We start from the raw sequence: 18057 nt of genomic DNA on the forward strand, positions 1-18057 counted from the left end.
CCGCCCGAGGGGGCGGGCGGCTCCAGGGAACGGGCCGAAGGGTCGGACCGCGTGGCGACGATCGAACGGCTGAGACGGCGATCCGAGTTCCTGGCTGCGGCCGAGGGCCGCCGCTTCCATACCGAGCGCATGACCGCGCAGGGCCTCCGCCGCGAGGCCGCGCCGGAGGGCCTGCGCATCGGCTTCACCATCACCAAGCGGGTCGGACACGCCACGGAGCGCAACCGTATCCGCCGGCGCCTGCGCGCAGCGGTGGCGGCGATCGCCTCCGACGCCCCGGCGGCCACGGCCGACGTGGTGCTGATCGCCCGGCGCCCGGCCCTCTCGGCCGATTTCGAGACCCTCAAGACCGACCTCGCCCGCGCCCTCGCAGTGGTGACGCGCCCGCGCGCCCCGCGCGAGCCCGGCAGCGACGCCTCCCGGCCCGAACGCGGACAGCGCCGGGGCAAGGGCGAGCGCTCCTCCTCGACTCCCAGGCCGGCGCCCGGCGCCGCCCCCTCCCCGAACGCCAGCGACGGAACCGGCAATGGGCAATGACAAGACCAACATGATCGTGGCGATCGCCCTGTCGCTCGTCGTGCTGCTGGGATGGAACTACTTCGTCGCCGCTCCCCGCGTGGAGCAGCAGAAGCAGACCGCCGCCCAGAACCAGGCGGCCGGCCAGAGCCCCGGCGTCACCCCCGACGGCGTGCCCTCGCCGGCCCCGAAGGAGGGCGGTCCCGCCGCGCCCGCGCCGGGCACCCTGCCCCAGTCGGGGCCGGTCTCCCGCGAGGAGGCCCTCGCCCGCTCGCCGCGCATCCGCATCGAGACCCCGGCGCTCGCCGGCAGCGTCGCTCTCAAGGGCGGGCGCATCGACGACGTGTCCCTCAAGAACTACCACGAGACCGTCAGCGACGAGAGCCCGCGCATCGTTCTGTTCTCGCCGACCGGCACCGCGACGCCCTACTACGCCGAGTTCGGCTGGGTCGGCGCCAATGCCGGCGCGCTGCCGGGAGCGGACACGGTCTGGAAGGCCGACGGCGACCTCCTGGCGCCCGGCAAGCCCCTGACGCTCACCTGGGACAACGGCCAGGGCCTCGTCTTCAAGCGGCTTCTCGCGGTCGACGACAAGTTCATGTTCACGATCCGCGACGAGGTCGAGAACAAGGGCGGCAGCGCCGTCACGCTCTACCCGTACGGGCTGGTCTCGCGCTGGGGCAAGCCGCAGACGCAGGGCTACTACGTCCTCCACGAGGGCATGATCGGCGTGCTCGGCGGCGACGGCCTGCAGGAGTACACCTACGACAGCCTCGCCAAGGAGCCCGTCTACGGCAGCGGCGGCGCCACCAAGGGCAAGGCCTGGAACGGCGTGACCGGGGGCTTTGCCGGCATCACCGACAAGTACTGGGCGGCGACCGCGATCCCCGACCAGAACGTGCCCTACACCGGCGTCTTCACCGAGCGGACCGACGGCGCGACGAAGGTCTACCAGGCGAGCGTGCGCTCGGACGCGCGCACCGTCGAGCCCGGCACGACGGTCGCGGCCACGCAGAACCTGTTCGCGGGCGCCAAGGAGGTGAACGCCATCAACGAGTACGAGCGCTCGCTCGGCATCAAGAAGTTCGATCTGCTCATCGACTGGGGCTGGTTCTACTTCATCACCAAGCCGATGTTCCGGGCACTGGACTTCTTCTTCCATCTGCTCGGCAACTTCGGCGTCTCGATCCTGGTCGTGACCCTGATCCTGAAGCTGCTCTTCTTGCCGATCGCCAACCGCTCCTACGTCTCCATGGCCAAGATGAAGGCCGTGCAGCCCGAGATGGCCTCCATCAAGGAGCGCTACAAGGATGATCGGACGAAGCAGCAGCAGGCGATGATGGAGCTGTACAAGAAGGAGAAGATCAATCCCGTCGCCGGCTGCTGGCCGGTGCTAGTGCAGATCCCGGTCTTCTTCGCGCTCTACAAGGTGCTGTTCATCACCATCGAGATGCGGCACGCGCCGTTCTTCGGCTGGATCCAGGATCTGGCCGCGCCCGATCCGACGAGCATCCTGAACCTGTTCGGCCTGCTGCCCTTCCCGGCGCCCGACTTCATCCATCTCGGGATCTGGCCGATCATCATGGGCGTGACGATGTTCGTCCAGATGAAGATGAACCCCGCGCCGCCGGACCCGGTCCAGGCGCAGATCTTCACCTTCATGCCGATCATCTTCACCTTCATGCTGGGCTCGTTCCCGGCCGGGTTGGTGATCTACTGGGCCTGGAACAACACGCTCTCGGTCATCCAGCAGTACATTATCATGCGCCGCAACGGCGTGAAGGTGGAGTTGCTGGACAACCTGCGGGGCACGTTCAGCAAGGGCTCCAAGGCCTCGGCCAAGAACTGAGAGGCCGAGGGGTGACGAGCGCGGAGAACGAGGATCGCGAGCTGGCGGAGCGCGGCCGGCTGCTCTTCGCCGGGGCGGCGGATTTCCTGCGCCCCGCCTCGACGCTGGCCGAGCTGCCGCCGATGGACGGCGTCGAGATCGCGTTTGCCGGGCGCTCGAACGTCGGCAAGTCGAGCCTCGTCAACGCTCTCACCGGCCGCAACACCCTGGCGCGCACCTCGCACACGCCGGGGCGCACGCAACAGCTCAACTTCTTCTCGATCGGCGGCCGCTTCACCCTCGTCGACATGCCGGGCTACGGCTACGCGGCCGTCGAGAAGGCGAAGGTCGCCGCCTGGACGGACCTAATCCACAACTACCTCAAGGGCCGCGCCAACCTCGCCCGCGTCTTCGTGCTGATCGATTCCCGGCACGGCTTGAAGGCCATCGACACCGACGTGCTCGACGGTCTCGACAAGGCGGCGGTCAGCTATCAGGTCGTTCTCACCAAGGGCGACGCCCTCAAGAAGGGCGAGGTCGAGGCCCGCATCCGCGGCATCCAGGCGGCCATCGCCAAGCGCCCGGCGGCCTACCCGGAGGTGCTGCTCACCTCGAGCCGCGACGACCAGGGCATCGCGGAGCTTCGCACCAGCATCGCCCGACTGCTCGCCGAGCGCGGCGGCTAGGAGGGGCGATGTCCGGCTTCGAGCGCGTCCTTCTCGCCCTCGCGGCGCTGGCCGGCCTTCTCGGGGTGGCCGCGAGCGCGGCCGCCGCCCACGTTTCGGGCGCCGAGACCCTGCGCACGAGCGCCGAGTTCCTGCTCTTCCACGCCCCGGCCGTGATGGCGCTCGCCGCCCTCTCCGGCGCCGGGCTTACGAGCCGGCCGGTCACGCGGGTCGCGGCCGGCGCGATGCTCCTCGGCCTCGCCCTGTTCAGCGGCGATCTCGCGCTGCGGGCGCTCGCCGGGCATCCGCTCTTCCCGATGGCGGCGCCCATCGGCGGCATGGTGCTGATGGCGGCCTGGCTCGTCGCCGGCCTCGCCGCCTTCCTTCCCAGGCGCCGATAGGGCGGCCCCCTACCGGATCAGCTCGGGAAGTCCGGGCTTGGCTCCGGCCGGCAGGGCCGTGCGGGCCATGTTCATCGTCATGGCGAGCAGCGTGTAGTAGCCGTTGATGCCGGCGAGATCGATCGCGCCCTGCTCGCCGAAGCGCGCCACGGCCGCCGCGTAGGTCCTGTCGCTGACGGACTTGTTGTGGTGCAGCTCCGTCGAGAAGGCGTAGACGAGCGCCTCCTCCTCCGGCATCGCGTCCGGCCGGCGCCCCTCCGCGATCGCCTCGACGATGGCCGGGTCGAGCCCGGCTTTCAGCGCGATGGGCTGGTGGATGTGCCATTCGAGCTGCTGACTGTACTCCCGCGCGGTGATCAGGATCACGAGCTCGCTGAGCTTCAGGGGGATGACGCTGTTGTAGCGGAGATACAGCCCCATGCTGCTCGCGTTCAGCATGAGCTGAGGGCTGCGCAGCAGCGGCACGAAGGGCCCGAACACCGGCACCTTGCGCGCCGCCAGGAACTCCTCGGACGCCCTCCTCTGGGCATCGGTGAGCTTGTCGGCCGGGATCTCCGGCATCCGGTCCTGCGCCATGACGCCTCCCGTCCAGAGCGAGCCGGCCAGCGCGGCGGCGATGCAGGTGCGCAAGGCCCGTGTCATGGCATCACCGGCGGGTGGTAGGTCAGGGTGAAGGCCAACGCCCAGAGCAGGAACAGCACCACCGGCAGGTGGACGATGAGCTGCAGGAAGCTGAAGCCGACGATGTCCCGCGCCTTGAGGCCGAGGACGCCGAGCAGCGGCAGCATGAAGAACGGGTTGATGAGGTTCGGCAGCGCCTCGGCCGCGTTGTAGACCATGACCGCCCAGCCGAGATGCACCTTCAGCTCGTTGGCGGCCTGCATCACGTAGGGCGCCTCCAGCAGCCACTTGCCCCCGCCCGAGGGCACGAAGAAGCCGAGCACCGCCGAATACACGCCCATCGCGACGGGGAAGCTGCCCGTGGTGTTCAGGCTGACGAAGGCGTGGGTGATGACGTCCGAGACGGAGGTGCCGGCGGCGTTCTTGGCTCCCGTCAGCATGGCGCTGATCGCCGCGTAGAGCGGAAACTGGATCAGGATGCCGGCAGTGGCGGGCACCGAGCGGGCGACTGCCTTCAGGAAGTTGATCGGCCGCCAGTGCAACAGGAGGCCGAGGGTGATGAAGATCAGGTTGTAGGTGTTGAGGTTGGAGATCGCGGTCATCCAGGACTGCCGGGCGAACTCCTGCACGATCCAGGTGCCGCCGAGCAGCACCAGCAGGATGCTGAGGATCGGCCAGTGCTCCAGCCATTCGCCGGGCTGGGCGGGCGGCGGCGTCCTCTCCTCCTCGCGGGCCGGATCGACGCCGAGGTCCTGCGCGGTCACCGCGCTGGCCGGGCCGGGCGCCGAGACGGTCGCGATGATCACCGAGATCACGAACAGCACCGCGGCGACGAGGATCGACTGCCAGAGGAAGATCGTCTCGCTGAATGGGATCACGCCGGTGATGGCGAGCAGGTTCGGCGGCAGGCTCTTCGGGTTCGCCTGGAGCTGCGCGGCCGAGGAGGAGAGGCCGAGCGCCCAGGTCGCGCCGAGGCCGAGATAGGCGGCCGCACCCGCCGCCCGGTAGTCCATGCGCAGGTCCGTGCGGCGGGCGAGCGCCTTCGCCAGCAGGCCGCCGAAGATCAGGCTCAGGCCCCAGCTCAGGAAGGAGGAGAGCATCGTCATCGCCGCGACGAAGCCGACGGCGCCGCGCCCGGTCTTCGGGATCATCGCCATCCGGTCGATGAGCCTCTGCACCGGCGGCGAGGTCGCCACGACGTAGCCGCCGATGGTCACGAAGGCCATCTGCATGGTGAAGGGGATCAGGCTCCAGAAGCCGTCGCCGAAGCTCTTGGTGACCGCGAGGACCGGCGCGCCGTTCGCCAGCGCGCCGAGCGCCACGACGACCACCGCGATCGCCACGAACACGAAGGCGTCGGGAAACCAGCGCTCGGCCCAGTTCGTGAAGCGGATGCCGAGGCGAGCGAGAGCCCCCTCCTCCCGCGCCGCTTCCGGCGGCCCGGAAGACGGTTCCGTCCCGCGCGGTGAGTCGACCTGCATGAGCGCCCCCGATCGTCGCCGGCCGTTCGCCGCCGGGCGAGACGCATTCTGGCGCGCGACGAAACGCGCTCAAGCCCTAACTGAGCGGCGGCGCCCCCCGCCGCTGACAGCGGAAGGGTTATCGACACGCTTCGCACGGAAACCCGTCGCGGGCGGACAAGGAGGCAGGATGACGAGCGAGAAGCAGAAGATGCTGGCCGGGGAGCTCTACCGGCCGGGCGACGCCGAGATCCAGGCGGATGCCGAGGCGAACAAGCGCTGGCTCGCCCGCTACAACAGCGCGCTCGACGCCTCCCGCGAGACGCGCCGGGCGCTGCTCCTCGAGCATTTCGGAAGCGTCGGGACCGGCGTCGCGATCCGGCCGCCGTTCTTCTGCGACTTCGGCTTCAACATCGCGGTCGGCGACAACGTGTTCATGAACTTCAACTGCGTCATCCTCGACGTGACGCGGGTGACGATCGGCGCCGACACGCAGATCGGGCCGGCGGTGCAGATCCTCACCGCCGACCACCCCCGCGACCCCGGCCAGCGCCGGGCGGGCCTCGAGTTCGGGCGCCCCGTCGTGATCGGGGCCAACGTCTGGATCGGCGCCGCGGCCCTGATCCTGCCCGGCGTCACGGTGGGCGACGACGCCGTCATCGGCGCGGGCAGCGTCGTGACACGCGACGTGCCGGCCGGCGCCACCGTCGTCGGCAATCCGACGCGGGTCGTACCCGCCCGGACGCTGGCGGTGTAGCCGCCTACCGATCCGCCTTCTCGTCGGCGAGGCTGAGCTGGAGATAGCGCTGCGTCGTCGGCTGGATCAGCCCGGCGACGCGCTCGGCCATGGCCTGCTCCTCCCGCAGGGACTGCTGGAAACCGCCGACATGGGCGCCTTGACCGGCCGCTTCCGCGATCGTCAGCAGGGAGGTGTAGGCGGCGATCTCGAAGTTCTCGAAGGCGTGGTTGGCGTAGGTGTTCTTCAGGATCTCGTCCTGGGCGGGCGTGTGCCCGAGCGCCATCATGTTGCCGACGAAGCCGAGGAACCCTTCCTTGATCGTCGAGGGACTCTCCGCGAGGCTGCCGAGCGCCGCCTCCAGCCGGTCGCGCTGACCATGCGTCTCTTGGATGTGCTGGCGCAGAGCCGCCTCCATCTCCGGGTAACGCTCCAGTCTCTCGACCTGCCGTTCCATGATCTGCAAAGCTTGCATCTCGACCGCATGCGTATTCTTGAGCGCGGTCACGTAGATCGTGCGTGCGTCGAGTGTCATGGAACGCTCCTGTTCCTGTTTCCTCGCGACCAACCACGCAGAGCAGGAATGGACACGCGCCGAGATCGAGAAAAGACGTGGCCGAGGTGCGGCCATATGTCCACGCGGGCGAGGCCTGACGGGGCCGTGCCTACGCCTCGGCCCGCACGCTCAGGAAAGCGACCGCCGGCCCGGCTTCGGCCGTGAAGACGCCGGCCGTCAGCGCCCCGCCGTAGACGGCGCCGGTGTCAAGGTTGGTGCGATGGGGCCGCCGATCCGGCCGTCCGCTCGTCTGCGGGGTGTGGCCGTGGACGACGTGGCGGCCGAAATCGACATCCTCGGAGAGGAAGGGCTCGCGGATCCAGAGGCGGGTGTGCGGGCTCGATTCCTCCGGTGCCTCACCGGGCCGGAAACCGGCATGGACGTACCAGCGGGCGGCATCCGCGTGCAGGCTCGGCAGAGCCTCGATCCAGTCGAGCACGTCGCGGGGGATTGCCGCCGCTTCCTCGACGCCGAAGGACGCCAGCGTGGCGTCGCCGCCGTTCACCAGCCAATGTGCCTCGCCGCCGGGCTCGCGGAGCGCCGCGAGCAGGAGCGCCTCGTGGTTGCCCATCAGGCAGGTGACGGACTCGGGCTCGCGCCAGGCGAGCGTCCGCAGCCTGCTTAGGATCCCGGCGCTGTCCGGGCCCCGGTCGATGTAGTCGCCGAGGAAGACGAGCCTGCGCTCGCGGCCGGCGGCGTGGGCCTCGATCCGCTCCAGCAGGCGATCGAGAAGGTCGGCGCAGCCGTGGATGTCGCCGACGGCGTAGGTGAGCGGGTCCGTCATCGCCGCCAGTTTCGGCGGGCCGTCGGCGAAAGGAAAGACGCCCGGCACCGTCTCCGGTGCCGGGCGTTGCGGATCAGTTCAGCGTCGCGTCCGCGGGGCGGCGCTCGGCGCCGACCGTGGCGTCGCCGATCATCAGGCCCATGGGGCCGAGATGGACCGGAACGGTCTCGCCGTCGTGGATCTTGCCGGACAGGATCAGCTCGGCGAGCGGGTCCTGCACGTTCTTCTGGATGACCCGCTTGAGCGGGCGCGCCCCGTAGGCCGGGTCGTAGCCCTTGTCGGCGAGCCAGTCGCGGGCCTGCGTATCGACCTCCAGGGTGATCTTGCGATCCTCCAGCAGGCGGCGCAGGCGCTGGAGCTGGATATCGACGATGGCACCCATCTCGCTCCGCTTGAGGCGGTGGAAGAGGATGATCTCGTCGATCCGGTTCAGGAACTCCGGCCGGAAATGGGCGCGGACCGTGCCCATCACCTCCTCGCGCACCGCCTCGCTGTCCTGCCCCTCCGGCTGATTGACGAGATACTCCGCCCCGAGGTTCGAGGTCATGATCAGGAGCGTGTTGCGGAAGTCGACCGTGCGGCCCTGCCCGTCCGTCAGGCGCCCGTCGTCGAGCACCTGGAGGAGGACGTTGAACACGTCCGGATGCGCCTTCTCGACCTCGTCGAAGAGCACGACCTGATAGGGCCGGCGCCGCACCGCCTCCGTGAGCGCACCGCCCTCCTCGTAGCCGACATAGCCCGGAGGCGCGCCGATGAGCCGGGCGACCGCGTGCTTCTCCATGTACTCGGACATGTCGATGCGCACGAGCGCCGTGTCGTCGTCGAACAGGAAGCCGGCGAGCGCCTTGGTCAGCTCGGTCTTGCCGACGCCGGTGGGCCCGAGGAACATGAACGAGCCGATCGGCCGGTTCGGGTCCTGCAGGCCCGCCCGCGCCCGCCGCACGGCGGTCGAGACGGCGTCCACCGCCTCCCGCTGCCCGACGACGCGCTTTCCGAGCGCCTCTTCCATGGCCAGCAGCTTCTCGCGCTCGCCCTCCAGCATCTTGTCCACGGGCACGCCGGTCCAGCGGGAGACGACCCCGGCGATATGGGCCGGCGTCACTGCCTCCTCGACCATGCCGTCGCGGGCGACGGCGTTCTCCGCCGCAGCCTCCAGCTCGGCGAGCTGCTTCTCCAGCCCCGGGATGACGCCGTAGGCGAGCTCGCCCGCGCGCTGGTACTGGCCCTGGCGCTGGGCGGCGGCGAGGTCGTTCCTCGCCTCGTCGAGCTTCCTCTTCAGCTCGGCGGCGGCGCCGAGCTTGTCCTTCTCGGCCTTCCAGCGCGCCGTGATGGTGGCGGACTGCTCCTCCAGATCGGCAAGCTCCTTCTCCAGCCGCTGGAGCCGGTCGCGGGAGGCGGAGTCCGTCTCCTTCTTGAGCGCCTCGCCCTCGATCTTCAGCCGCACGATCTCGCGGTCGACGTTGTCGAGCTCCTCGGGCTTCGAATCGACCTGCATGCGCAGGCGAGAACCCGCCTCGTCGACGAGATCGATGGCCTTGTCCGGCAGGAAGCGGTCGGTGATGTAGCGGTTCGAGAGCGTGGCCGCGGCAACGAGCGCCGAGTCCTGGATGCGCACCCGGTGGTGCTGCTCGTACTTCTCCTTGAGGCCGCGCAGGATCGAGACCGTGTCCTCGACGGTGGGCTCCGACACGAAGACCGGCTGGAAGCGGCGGGCGAGCGCGGCATCCTTCTCGACGTGCTTGCGGTACTCGTCGAGGGTCGTCGCGCCGACGCAGTGCAGCTCGCCGCGGGCGAGCGCGGGCTTCAGGAGGTTGGAGGCATCCATGGCCCCATCCGCCTTCCCGGCGCCGACGAGCGTGTGCATCTCGTCGATGAACAGGATGATGCGCCCCTCCGCGGCCGTGACCTCGGAGAGCACGCCCTTCAGCCGCTCCTCGAACTCGCCGCGATACTTCGCGCCGGCGATGAGCGAGCCCATGTCGAGGGCGAGCAGGCTCTTCTCCTTGAGGGATTCCGGCACGTCGCCGTTGACGATGCGCAGCGCCAGCCCCTCGACGATGGCGGTCTTGCCGACGCCGGGCTCGCCGATCAGCACGGGGTTGTTCTTGGTGCGCCGGGACAAGACCTGCACCGTGCGGCGGATCTCCTCGTCGCGGCCAATCACCGGATCGAGCTTACCCTCGCGGGCGGCCTCGGTGAGGTCGCGGGCATACTTCTTCAGCGCGTCGTAGGCGTTCTCGGCGCTCGCGTTGTCGGCGGTGCGGCCCTTGCGGAGCGCGTTGATTGCCGCGTTCAGCGAGGCCGCGGTGACGCCCGCCGCCGCGAGCGCCTTGCCGGCTTCCGTGTCCTTCTCGACGGCGATGGCAAGCAGCAGCCGCTCGACGGTGACGTAGGAGTCACCGGCCTTCTCGGCCGCCTTCTCGGCGGTGTCGAACAGGCGCACGAGATCGCGCGTCGCCTGGGGCGGCGCCGCGTTGCCGGAGACCTTCGGCTGCCTGGCGAGCCAGGCCTCGGTCTGGGCCAGCGCCACCCGCGACTGGCCGCCCGCGCGGTCGATGAGCCCGGCGCACAGGCCCTCGGGATCGTCGAGCAGGACCTTCAGGAGGTGGCCCGGCTGAAGCTGGGGATGGCCCTCGCGCATCGCGAGGTTCTGCGCCGCCTGCACGAAGCCGCGGGCGCGCTCAGTGTATTTCTCGAAATTCACGTATGCTGGTCCCCCGTTCCGACGACGGGCCGCCCGACATTCGGCACGGGCTCGTCGAGACGCCGGTCCCCCAGGCTTCGCGCCCGCCGGGACGCCGGCACGATCACGCTACCGGTCCACCGGATGTGGTGTTGCAGATCCGCACCACAAGGGCCCGACTGCCTACAAAATCTCCTTGCTGCACCGCGGCGGCCGACGCACCTTGACCGCCATGCCCACGCCCGCTGAAATCCGCGTCGATGCCATCTACCGTTACCCCGTGAAGGGGCTGACGCCGGAACCCCTCGACGCCGTCGAGCTGGAAACCAGCGCCTACTTCCCCCACGACCGACTCTACGCCATCGAGAACGGGCCCTCGGGCTTCAACGCCGTCGCGCCCCGGCATCTGCCGAAGGCGAAGTTCCTGATGCTGATGCGCAACGAGGGACTGGCGCGCCTGCGCAGCCGCTACAACGAGGCGACCCGGGTGCTCACCATCGAGACCGGCGAGGACGAGCCTCTCACCGCCGATCTCGGCACCGAGGAAGGCCGGCGCGCCGTCGAGGACCTGATGCGCCGGCTGATACCGGACGCCTTGCGGGGCGAGCCGCAGCTGCTGGAGGCGCCGCCCGCGTTTCGCTTCACCGACACGCCGGCCGGCTACGTCTCGCTCATCAACCTCGCCAGCGTTCGGGCCGTCGAGGAGTTCGTGGGGGCGCCCGTCGATCCGCTGCGCTTCCGCGCGAACCTCTACGTCGAGGGTTTCGCCCCCTTCGAGGAGCTGGAGCTGTCGGGTCGCGTGATCGAGGCGCCGGGCGGCCTGCGGCTGAAGCTGACGGAGCGCACGCCGCGCTGCGCGGCGACGAACGTCGACCCGGTCAGCGGCGTGCGCGACCTCGACATCCCGCGAAGCCTCGACGCCCGGCTCGGGCATCGCGATTGCGGCATCTACGCCGAGGTGATCGCCGGCGGCCGGATCGGCGTCGGCGACCGGCTGAGCTTCGCGGCCTGATTCAGGAGGCCCGGCCCGGCGCGGCATCCGCGTGGCGGCGGCGCTCGCAGGTGATCTTGAGGTAGTGGGCGTCGTCACCCGGCAGGCCGGCGGCGGCCGCGACGGTCTGGCCGTGCATCAGGCACTCCATCGGGGTGCGGGCCGGCGAGACGATGACGTCGTGGGCGGTGTCGCGGGAGCAATCCTTGGCCAGCAGCGTGCTGGCGCAGACCAGGGCGACCGAGAGCAGTTCGGGCATGACGGACCTCTTGTGCAGGATGTGACAAGGTCCGCGGTGGTGCTCTGGCGTTCGAGCCGCCGCGTGGTTGTTGCCTCTGGCGTGTCCTCTTACGGTTGGCGGGAGCGTAGCAGGCCCTATGCCAGCCCTTCCCGCTCCGATTGCATGCGCGTCCCGCGTGGCCCGCGGGACACGGAACGTCGCGCTCAGTCCCGGCTCGCGAGCCAGACCGGCTCCGGCTGGCGCGCCGGCAGCAGGCTCGCCACCGCGTCGAGATCGACGACGTAGTTCCGGGTCAGCAGATCCCAGACCTGCGCCTCGGAGGTCGCCTGCTGGCGCAGGCCGTCGAGGGTCCGGGCGAGCAGCGAGGGTTGGAGAAGCGTCGGCCGGGTGGAGAGCGGATCGGCGTTGAGCATCTGCGTCGGCTCCGTAAGTCGAGCCTCGAAGATTTCGCATCCTGGTTAACGGTTGGTTATTCCGGGCCTCGTCGGCCTATCGTCACAGATGACGATTAGGCGTCCCCGCTTCGCAGGCGGCCTCCCCTCATGTAGGAAGCCGCCCGACCCGCCGCGCCCGACCGGACGCGGCTCCCCCGGAGGAGCCCGATGAACGATCTCCCGAACGTGCACGTGCGTGCCGAGGTCCTGTCCCAGGCGCTGCCGCACATGCAGCGCTACGACCAGGAGATCGTCGTCATCAAGTATGGCGGCCATGCCATGGGCGACGCCGCGGCGGCGGAGGACTTCGCCGAGGACGTGGTGCTGCTGGAGCAGTCCGGCCTCAAGCCCATCGTCGTGCATGGCGGCGGCCCGCAGATCGGGCGCATGCTCGACCGGCTCGGCATCCAGTCCGAGTTCCGGGGCGGCCTTCGCGTCACCGACGAGGCCACCGTCGAGGTGGTCGAGATGGTTCTGGCCGGCTCGATCAACAAGCAGATCGTCGGCTGGATCTCGGCCGAGGGCGGCCGCGCCATCGGCCTGTGCGGCAAGGACGGGAACATGGTCCGCGCCCGGCGCGCCGTGAAGACCGTGCTCGACCCGGAGAGCCAGACCGAGACCGCCCTCGATCTCGGCCTCGTCGGCGAGCCCGAGCATGTCGAGCGCGGCGTCCTCGACGCGGTGCTGAAGGCCGAGCTGATCCCGGTTCTCGCCCCCGTCGCCTACGGGGAGGACGGCAAGACCTACAACGTCAACGCCGACACCTTCTCCGGCGCCATCGCCGGGGCGCTGCGGGCGAAGCGCCTCCTGCTGCTGACCGACGTGCCGGGCGTCCTCGACAAGGACAAGAAGCTGATCCCGGAGCTGTCCGTCGAGGATTGCCGGCGCCTCATCGCCGACGGCACGATCACGGGGGGCATGATCCCGAAGATCGAGACCTGCATCTACGCCATCGACCAGGGCGTGGAGGCCGTCGTCATCCTCGACGGCAAGGTCAACCACGCGGTGCTGCTGGAGCTGTTCACCGACTACGGCGCCGGCACCCTGATCCGGCGCGGCTGAGCGGCCCTGATGTCCCCGGCACGGGCATCGACGGGCGCGGGGGAGGGAGACGCCCTATCTCCCTCCCCCGGCCGCCCCTGGCCGGGCGGAACCTGGGCATGACAGAGATATCCCCCGCGCTGCCGCCGGTGAGCCACGTCGCCGCGCCGGATTCCCGTGGCTTCGGCCATGTCGACACCTGGGTGTTCGACCTCGACAACACGCTCTACCCGAGCGACGCCCGCGTCTGGCCGCAGGTGGACGAGCGCATCACCCTCTACGTGATGCGGCTCTACGGGCTCGACGGGATGTCGGCCCGCGCGCTCCAGAAGCATTTCTACCACCGCTACGGGACCACCCTGAAGGCGCTGATGATCGAGGACGGGATCGACCCCTACGAGTTCCTCGACTTCGCCCACGACATCGACCACTCGACGATCCGCCTCGACGCGGCGCTGGGGGATGCCATCGAGCGCCTGCCCGGCCGCAGGCTGATCCTCACCAACGGCTCCCGCCGGCACGCGGAGAACGTGGCCAGAAGCCTCGGCATCCTCGACCATTTCGAGGACGTGTTCGACATCGCCGCGGCCGACTTCGTGCCGAAGCCCGAGCGCTCCACCTACGAGCGCTTCCTCGACCGGCACGGCGTCGACCCGACCCGCGCCGCGCTGTTCGAGGACATCGCCCGCAACCTCGTGGTGCCCCACGACCTCGGCATGTCCACGGTGCTCGTGGTGCCCCGCACCCTCGACCCGTTCCGGGAGGCGTTCGAGCAGGAGGCGGTGCAGGAGCCGCATATCGACCACATCACCAACGACCTCGCCGGGTTCCTCGGGCAGCAGGTGCTGCCGAGGGTCGCCGCGTGAGCGAGCCCGCCCATCCCCTCTCGGCCAGCAAGGCGCCGAGCCTGGAGGACATCGAGGCGCTGGCCTTCGACGCCTTCGAGCGGCTGCCGGAGGCGTTCCGCCGCCTCTGCGGGGGCCTGCGCATCCATGTCGACGACTTTCCCGACGAGGAGACGCTGCGCGAGATGGACTGCCAAAGCGAGTTCGACCTGCTCGGCCTGTTCCGCGGCGTCGGCCTCGCCCAGAGCGGGGATTATGCGACGGGGCAGATACCCAACGCCGTCTGGCTCTACCGCCGCCCGCTCCTCGACTACTGGGCCGAGCACGACGAGACGCTCGGACACCTCGTCGGCCACGTGCTGATCCACGAGGTCGGCCACCATTTCGGCCTCTCGGACGAGGACATGGAGGCGATCGAAGCCGCGGCGGACCTTTAAGCCTCCGCCGGTCCCTCGCGGAAGCGGCGGAGCAGGCCCGCCTTCGGGCGGCGGGTGCGGAACTGGCCCCGCGCGATCGCCACGAACACGAGCACGGTGATGGCGAGGCTCGTGAGCCACCACATCACGGTGAGCCCGACGCCGATGCCGGCGATGGTGTAGGCGGTGGCGAAGGCCGCGACCACGCCGGGAACCAGCACGGGCGCGGTGCGCCCCGCGTAGCGGATCGAGGTGTAGAGGGCGAAGGCCGCCGCGAAGGCGCCGACGATCCCGAGCTCGTACCAGAACTCGAAGAAGGCGGTGGTCGGCGCGTTCGTGGGCACCAGCCCGACGAGGCGGCCGCGCAGCGCCGTCTCGAAGCCGTGACCGGTCACGAGGCGCACGGGCTCGGTCGTGACGACCTTCTGCCAAGCCTTCAGGGAGAGCACGCTCGGCGCCACGGGTCCGAGCACCGCGGCGAGGATCGGCCGGCCGATGAAGGGCAGGATCGGCGCGAGCGCCAGGATGCCGGCGGTGAAGGCCGCAGTCAGGCGCACGCCCCAGGCGGGGCTCAGGGTGGTCGCGGCGAAGGCGAAGGCGCCCATGGCGAGCGCCAGCACCTGCGTCGAGCTCGGCGAGACCACGAGCGCCACCGCCACCAGCACCGCCACGGCCAGCGCCTCGATGTCGCGCCGGCGCGAGCGCAGCCAGGCGACCGCCGGCCAGACCAGGAGCGCCAGCAGCACGAGCCCCCGGTCGAGGGCGTTGTCGTCGTCGGGGGCGCCCTGGAGCAGCGTGTCGCCGAACAGGCCGAGCAGGATCGCGACGATGGCCGCCGCCGTCATGCCGAGCGGCAGCAGGTAGAGGTTCGCCGAGCGCATCCGGTCGGGCAGCGCGAAGTAGGCGAGCACCGTCAGCCCGACCGTGGCGAGGACGTTGAGCAGCCGCTCGACCGCTTGCGAAGGAAACGGCGTCCAGGCGACGGAGAGCGCCGACCAGGCGAGCACGAGCAGCCCGGCGAGGAAGGCCGGCGAGCGCACCAGCGCCGCGAGCCCCGGCCGAACCGGGCGCTGCCGCCCGTCGATGGCGCTGGCGATGACGAGCAGGATGACGGCGATCGGCCCGAGGATGACGGCAGCGCGCCGCGCCACCTGCGCCAGCACAGGCAGCACCACGAACAGGCCGAAGAACCCGATGCGGCGCAGGAGCGCGGCGGCATCGAGCGCCGGGTCGGCTGTCGTGTTGTGGGCTCGCGCCATGGTCGGTCCCGAACGGGGCGCGCCGGGCACACCCCCACCCCTCCTAGTCGAGGCGGGAGGGGGCGGCTGTAGACGGCTTGCAACAGGCGAACAAACCCGGACGCGCTCAGACCGGCGTCGTCTCCGGGCGCCGCCGGGGCCGGGCCATCCGCCGGCCCGTCTCGGCGATCAGACGCCAGCCGCCCCAGCCGAGGAGGAATCCGAGCAGCCCCGCGACGATGCCGTCCGTCGTGGTCGGCACGGCGGGGGCGTAGTCGCGGTAGGTGGCGCCCGCCAGCGGAAGGTCGGGGTCGCGGGCGATGGCGACGACGCGGCCGAGGGGACCGGCCGCCTGCGACAGCGCACCCTGCTGGCTCTCGAGGCGGGCGAGGCGCTCGATGTCGCCGCGGGCCGCCTCGCCCCGCCGGGCGACGAGGGCGTCCGGGTTGGTGCGCAGCCGCTCGACGGCACCGTCGCGGGTGTTGCCCGTCGCCCGCGCGTCCGAGTCGAGGCTGGCGATCTGCCGGCGCAGCTCGTCGACGGCCCCGCCGAGGCGCTGCGCGTATTGCTGGGCGAACTCGGGAGCCTGGGCCGCGACGATCCCGACGAGGATCGCCAGCGCCAGTCCGAAGGTGCGCACGACACGGAACATCGGGCTCCTCCCTCCATCGCCTGACGGCAAAGGTGGAGACCGGCGGTTGGTTCCGTCAGGCGGGGAGCGTCAGCAGCCCCGCTGCGCCCTCGGCGCAGCCGAAGAGCAGGCGGGCGCCCCTGGCGTCCCAGGTCAGCGCCGTGACCGCGCCGCCCTTGGCGGCGGGCCGCACCAGCAGCTCGGAGGCGTCGGTGAAGCGCACGAGCAGGATGCAGCCGTCCTCGTAACCCATGGCGAGCACCGGCGACTTCGGGTGAAAGGCCACTCGCGAGACCCGGGCCGGGCGCACGCCGCACTCACGGGGCGCCTTGCCCATCGGCCCTTCCGTCGAGTCGAAGGGCCAGACGATGGCCGCCTCGGCGCCGCTCGTCGCCAGCCACTTGCCGTCCGCCGACCAGGACAGGGAGCGGACCTTTCCGGGGTAGCCGGACATGCGCATGTGGCCCTTGTCCGGCTGGAGCCGCCAGCCGTGCAGCGCGCTCTCCTGCATCGTCGTGACGACGAAGCGCCCGTCCCGCGACCAGGTCACGTCGATATGCGAGCCCTTCCACTCGGCAAGCTCGGGCGGGGTCTCATGGTTCGGGTACCAGAGGCTGACGCCGTTGTAGTGCGAGCAGGCGAGCCGGTAGCCCTTCGGCGCGAAGGCGAGGCCCCGCGCGCTCGACGGCACGGTCAGCGTCCGCTCCCGACCCTTGGCGTCCCGCGTGACGACGTTGCGGCCGTGGGAGAAGGCGAAGCCGCCGTCGCCGTGGAGCGTGAGCGCATCGATCCAGGCGCCGTTCTTGGCCGTCGCGATCTCCGTGAGGCTGCCGTCCGCCCGCGCCTCGACGACGCGGCCGTCGTCGCCCCCGGTGAGGAGGCGTGTGCCGTCGCCCGCCGCGACGAGGATCGCCGCGTCCGGATGCGCCGTCAGACGCGTCGGGCCGCCCTCGGCGGGGAGCATCAGCGTGCCGTCGCCGAGCGCCAGCACCGGCACGGTCCCGAGCCATTCGGCGGCGGTGACGTGCGAGCCCGCGTCGAACGCCTCGACATGGCTGGTGAGGGTGGGCTGGCTGACGCTCATCGTGACTTCGGTCCCGGCTCGGCGCGGTCTCCGCCGGTTCGGCATCGGAGACCGCCCTCCTGTCAATCTTCCGGTCCGCCTACCGCTCCGACGGATCGACGACCTGCCGGCCGGCGAGCGCGAAGCCGCCGGCGAGCGCGGCGAGGAGCGTGGCTGTCGCCACCGCCCCGCAGAGGGCATAGAGCGGCGAGACGCCGTAGGCCACCGTCCCGGCGACCGCGCCGGAGAGCAGCGCCAGCCAGACGGCGCCGTCCGGCACCCAGCCGAAGGCCGGCCCGTGCCCGGCGAGCGCCAAGCCGAGCTTCTGCCCGAACCCGTAGAGGGCGCCCGTCACGAAGGTGGTGCCGGCCCGGAAGCCGCCGACATGGACGAGCGCGGCGTTCTGGGCGCCCATGGCGAGCGCCATGAACAGGGCCGCCACCGCGTGGTCGGGCACGGTGATCTCCATGGCGAGCGCAGCCACGAGCAGGAGCGCCTCGAAGCCGAGGACGCAGGCGGTGCGCCAGCGCGGGCTCGTCAGCCCGGCCAGCCCTCCGCCGAGCATCGCGCCGACCGCGAAGGTGGCGATGAGCACCGCCGGCCCCGCCGCGAGGGTCCAGGCCCCCTGGCCCAGCGCCACCGACATCCGGGTCGTGTTGCCACTCATGAAGGAGGTGTAGAGGCCGCCGAGCCGGATGAAGCCGAGGGCGTCGATGAAGCCGGCCAGCGCCGTGAGCGTCAGGCCGAAGGCGATCTCGAAGGCTCGGGTCATGAGATTGAATGCAGAATCGAGCGGGGCAGGAGGCCGGGTAACGCTTCGTTAACCATTCCGGGCGCTCCGTTCACCCCTGGATGGGCAGAGTTAAAGCTTCGCTCACCAAACCTGAGCAATTCGAATGATCCACGG

Annotated in this window: 20 protein-coding genes; 9 read left to right on the forward strand and 11 right to left on the reverse strand. The window is 70.6% G+C overall.

Going from position 1 to position 18057, the window contains the following annotated elements; all coding sequences use genetic code 11:
* Positions 1-51: 51 nt before the first annotated feature.
* Genes rnpA through MFF04_RS14770 form a run of 4 tightly spaced genes read left to right on the forward strand, consistent with a single transcriptional unit; the run spans position 52 to position 3410 of the window.
* Positions 52-537 (forward strand): ribonuclease P protein component, encoded by a 486-nt coding sequence (gene rnpA / locus MFF04_RS14755; protein ID WP_238276873.1) that lies wholly within the window; start codon positions 52-54, stop codon positions 535-537.
* Positions 527-2365: a membrane protein insertase YidC gene (gene yidC, locus MFF04_RS14760; RefSeq protein WP_238276875.1), complete on the forward strand. Its 1839-nt coding sequence runs from the start codon at positions 527-529 to the stop codon at positions 2363-2365. Before rnpA ends, yidC begins: the two co-directional genes overlap by 11 nt.
* A gap of 11 nt (positions 2366-2376) precedes the next feature.
* On the forward strand, positions 2377-3030 hold the full coding sequence (gene yihA, locus MFF04_RS14765; protein ID WP_238276876.1) for a ribosome biogenesis GTP-binding protein YihA/YsxC: 654 nt from the start codon (positions 2377-2379) through the stop codon (positions 3028-3030).
* 8 nt (positions 3031-3038) lie between these two features.
* Positions 3039-3410 carry a DUF423 domain-containing protein gene (locus MFF04_RS14770; protein ID WP_238276878.1) on the forward strand — a complete coding sequence of 124 codons (372 nt, stop codon included), beginning with the start codon at positions 3039-3041 and terminating at the stop codon, positions 3408-3410.
* Positions 3411-3419: 9 nt separating this feature from the next.
* On the opposite strand, the gene MFF04_RS14775 is transcribed toward MFF04_RS14770, so the two are convergent.
* Together MFF04_RS14775 and MFF04_RS14780 are read right to left on the reverse strand one after the other, a co-directional pair.
* The gene (locus MFF04_RS14775) at positions 3420-4052 is read right to left on the reverse strand and encodes a carboxymuconolactone decarboxylase family protein (protein ID WP_238276880.1); all 633 of its coding nucleotides are present in this window, start codon (positions 4050-4052) and stop codon (positions 3420-3422) included.
* The gene (locus MFF04_RS14780; RefSeq protein WP_238276882.1) at positions 4049-5512 is read right to left on the reverse strand and encodes a short-chain fatty acid transporter; all 1464 of its coding nucleotides are present in this window, start codon (positions 5510-5512) and stop codon (positions 4049-4051) included. Before MFF04_RS14780 ends, MFF04_RS14775 begins: the two co-directional genes overlap by 4 nt.
* Before the next feature lie 169 nt (positions 5513-5681).
* Between MFF04_RS14780 and MFF04_RS14785 the strand changes: the two genes are divergently transcribed.
* Positions 5682-6248, forward strand: coding sequence for a sugar O-acetyltransferase (locus MFF04_RS14785; protein WP_238276884.1), 567 nt, complete (start codon positions 5682-5684; stop codon positions 6246-6248).
* A gap of 4 nt (positions 6249-6252) precedes the next feature.
* Here MFF04_RS14785 and MFF04_RS14790 read toward each other — a convergent pair whose 3' ends face one another.
* From MFF04_RS14790 to clpB, 3 genes are all read right to left on the reverse strand, one after another.
* Complete coding sequence (locus MFF04_RS14790) at positions 6253-6762, reverse strand: ferritin-like domain-containing protein (protein ID WP_238276886.1); 510 nt, start codon at positions 6760-6762, stop codon at positions 6253-6255.
* 130 nt (positions 6763-6892) lie between these two features.
* Positions 6893-7567 carry a metallophosphoesterase family protein gene (locus tag MFF04_RS14795; protein WP_238276888.1) on the reverse strand — a complete coding sequence of 225 codons (675 nt, stop codon included), beginning with the start codon at positions 7565-7567 and terminating at the stop codon, positions 6893-6895.
* Between the two features lie 73 nt (positions 7568-7640).
* Complete coding sequence (gene clpB / locus MFF04_RS14800) at positions 7641-10271, reverse strand: ATP-dependent chaperone ClpB (RefSeq protein WP_238276890.1); 2631 nt, start codon at positions 10269-10271, stop codon at positions 7641-7643.
* A 211-nt stretch (positions 10272-10482) separates the two neighbouring features.
* Here clpB and MFF04_RS14805 point away from each other — a divergent pair, with 211 nt between their 5' ends.
* Positions 10483-11262 (forward strand): MOSC domain-containing protein, encoded by a 780-nt coding sequence (locus tag MFF04_RS14805; protein WP_238276892.1) that lies wholly within the window; start codon positions 10483-10485, stop codon positions 11260-11262.
* Position 11263: 1 nt separating this feature from the next.
* Here the strand turns inward: MFF04_RS14805 and MFF04_RS14810 are convergent, their stop codons facing one another.
* Together MFF04_RS14810 and MFF04_RS14815 are read right to left on the reverse strand one after the other, a co-directional pair.
* The gene (locus MFF04_RS14810) at positions 11264-11500 is read right to left on the reverse strand and encodes a hypothetical protein (RefSeq protein ID WP_238276893.1); all 237 of its coding nucleotides are present in this window, start codon (positions 11498-11500) and stop codon (positions 11264-11266) included.
* A 185-nt stretch (positions 11501-11685) separates the two neighbouring features.
* On the reverse strand, positions 11686-11895 hold the full coding sequence (locus MFF04_RS14815) for a hypothetical protein (RefSeq protein ID WP_238276895.1): 210 nt from the start codon (positions 11893-11895) through the stop codon (positions 11686-11688).
* Between the two features lie 189 nt (positions 11896-12084).
* On the opposite strand from MFF04_RS14815, the gene argB reads away from it, so the two are divergent.
* From argB to MFF04_RS14830, 3 genes are all read left to right on the forward strand, one after another.
* Positions 12085-12978, forward strand: coding sequence for an acetylglutamate kinase (argB, locus tag MFF04_RS14820; protein WP_238276897.1), 894 nt, complete (start codon positions 12085-12087; stop codon positions 12976-12978).
* 98 nt (positions 12979-13076) lie between these two features.
* A complete protein-coding gene (locus tag MFF04_RS14825; RefSeq protein WP_238276899.1) occupies positions 13077-13823 on the forward strand; it encodes a pyrimidine 5'-nucleotidase in 747 nt (248 codons plus the stop codon).
* The gene (locus MFF04_RS14830; RefSeq protein WP_238276901.1) at positions 13820-14239 is read left to right on the forward strand and encodes a metallopeptidase family protein; all 420 of its coding nucleotides are present in this window, start codon (positions 13820-13822) and stop codon (positions 14237-14239) included. Before MFF04_RS14825 ends, MFF04_RS14830 begins: the two co-directional genes overlap by 4 nt.
* On the opposite strand, the gene MFF04_RS14835 is transcribed toward MFF04_RS14830, so the two are convergent.
* From MFF04_RS14835 to MFF04_RS14850, 4 genes are all read right to left on the reverse strand, one after another.
* The gene (locus tag MFF04_RS14835; protein ID WP_238276903.1) at positions 14236-15477 is read right to left on the reverse strand and encodes a peptide ABC transporter permease; all 1242 of its coding nucleotides are present in this window, start codon (positions 15475-15477) and stop codon (positions 14236-14238) included. The genes MFF04_RS14830 and MFF04_RS14835 overlap by 4 nt on opposite strands.
* A 106-nt stretch (positions 15478-15583) precedes the next feature.
* Positions 15584-16108, reverse strand: coding sequence for a DUF2937 family protein (locus MFF04_RS14840; protein WP_238276904.1), 525 nt, complete (start codon positions 16106-16108; stop codon positions 15584-15586).
* 55 nt (positions 16109-16163) lie between these two features.
* Complete coding sequence (locus tag MFF04_RS14845) at positions 16164-17171, reverse strand: WD40 repeat domain-containing protein (protein WP_238276905.1); 1008 nt, start codon at positions 17169-17171, stop codon at positions 16164-16166.
* Positions 17172-17250: 79 nt separating this feature from the next.
* Entirely contained in the window at positions 17251-17922 is a 672-nt protein-coding gene (locus MFF04_RS14850) for a YoaK family protein (protein ID WP_238276906.1), read from the reverse strand.
* Positions 17923-18057: the final 135 nt, after the last annotated feature.

This window comes from Methylobacterium jeotgali (assembly GCF_022179345.1).
Lineage (GTDB): Bacteria > Pseudomonadota > Alphaproteobacteria > Rhizobiales > Beijerinckiaceae > Methylobacterium > Methylobacterium jeotgali.

Excerpts from the sequence above, each read along its gene's own strand:
- yidC (WP_238276875.1), top strand. The coding sequence starts at position 527 with ATGGGCAATGACAAGACCAACATGATCGTGGCGATCGCCCTGTCGCTC.
- MFF04_RS14770 (WP_238276878.1), top strand. The coding sequence starts at position 3,039 with ATGTCCGGCTTCGAGCGCGTCCTTCTCGCCCTCGCGGCGCTGGCCGGC.
- MFF04_RS14775 (WP_238276880.1), bottom strand. The coding sequence starts at position 4,052 with ATGACACGGGCCTTGCGCACCTGCATCGCCGCCGCGCTGGCCGGCTCG.
- MFF04_RS14780 (WP_238276882.1), bottom strand. The coding sequence starts at position 5,512 with ATGCAGGTCGACTCACCGCGCGGGACGGAACCGTCTTCCGGGCCGCCG.
- MFF04_RS14785 (WP_238276884.1), top strand. The coding sequence starts at position 5,682 with ATGACGAGCGAGAAGCAGAAGATGCTGGCCGGGGAGCTCTACCGGCCG.
- MFF04_RS14790 (WP_238276886.1), bottom strand. The coding sequence starts at position 6,762 with ATGACACTCGACGCACGCACGATCTACGTGACCGCGCTCAAGAATACG.
- MFF04_RS14795 (WP_238276888.1), bottom strand. The coding sequence starts at position 7,567 with ATGACGGACCCGCTCACCTACGCCGTCGGCGACATCCACGGCTGCGCC.
- MFF04_RS14805 (WP_238276892.1), top strand. The coding sequence starts at position 10,483 with ATGCCCACGCCCGCTGAAATCCGCGTCGATGCCATCTACCGTTACCCC.
- MFF04_RS14810 (WP_238276893.1), bottom strand. The coding sequence starts at position 11,500 with ATGCCCGAACTGCTCTCGGTCGCCCTGGTCTGCGCCAGCACGCTGCTG.
- MFF04_RS14815 (WP_238276895.1), bottom strand. The coding sequence starts at position 11,895 with ATGCTCAACGCCGATCCGCTCTCCACCCGGCCGACGCTTCTCCAACCC.
- argB (WP_238276897.1), top strand. The coding sequence starts at position 12,085 with ATGAACGATCTCCCGAACGTGCACGTGCGTGCCGAGGTCCTGTCCCAG.
- MFF04_RS14825 (WP_238276899.1), top strand. The coding sequence starts at position 13,077 with ATGACAGAGATATCCCCCGCGCTGCCGCCGGTGAGCCACGTCGCCGCG.
- MFF04_RS14835 (WP_238276903.1), bottom strand. The coding sequence starts at position 15,477 with ATGGCGCGAGCCCACAACACGACAGCCGACCCGGCGCTCGATGCCGCC.
- MFF04_RS14840 (WP_238276904.1), bottom strand. The coding sequence starts at position 16,108 with ATGTTCCGTGTCGTGCGCACCTTCGGACTGGCGCTGGCGATCCTCGTC.
- MFF04_RS14845 (WP_238276905.1), bottom strand. The coding sequence starts at position 17,171 with ATGAGCGTCAGCCAGCCCACCCTCACCAGCCATGTCGAGGCGTTCGAC.
- MFF04_RS14850 (WP_238276906.1), bottom strand. The coding sequence starts at position 17,922 with ATGACCCGAGCCTTCGAGATCGCCTTCGGCCTGACGCTCACGGCGCTG.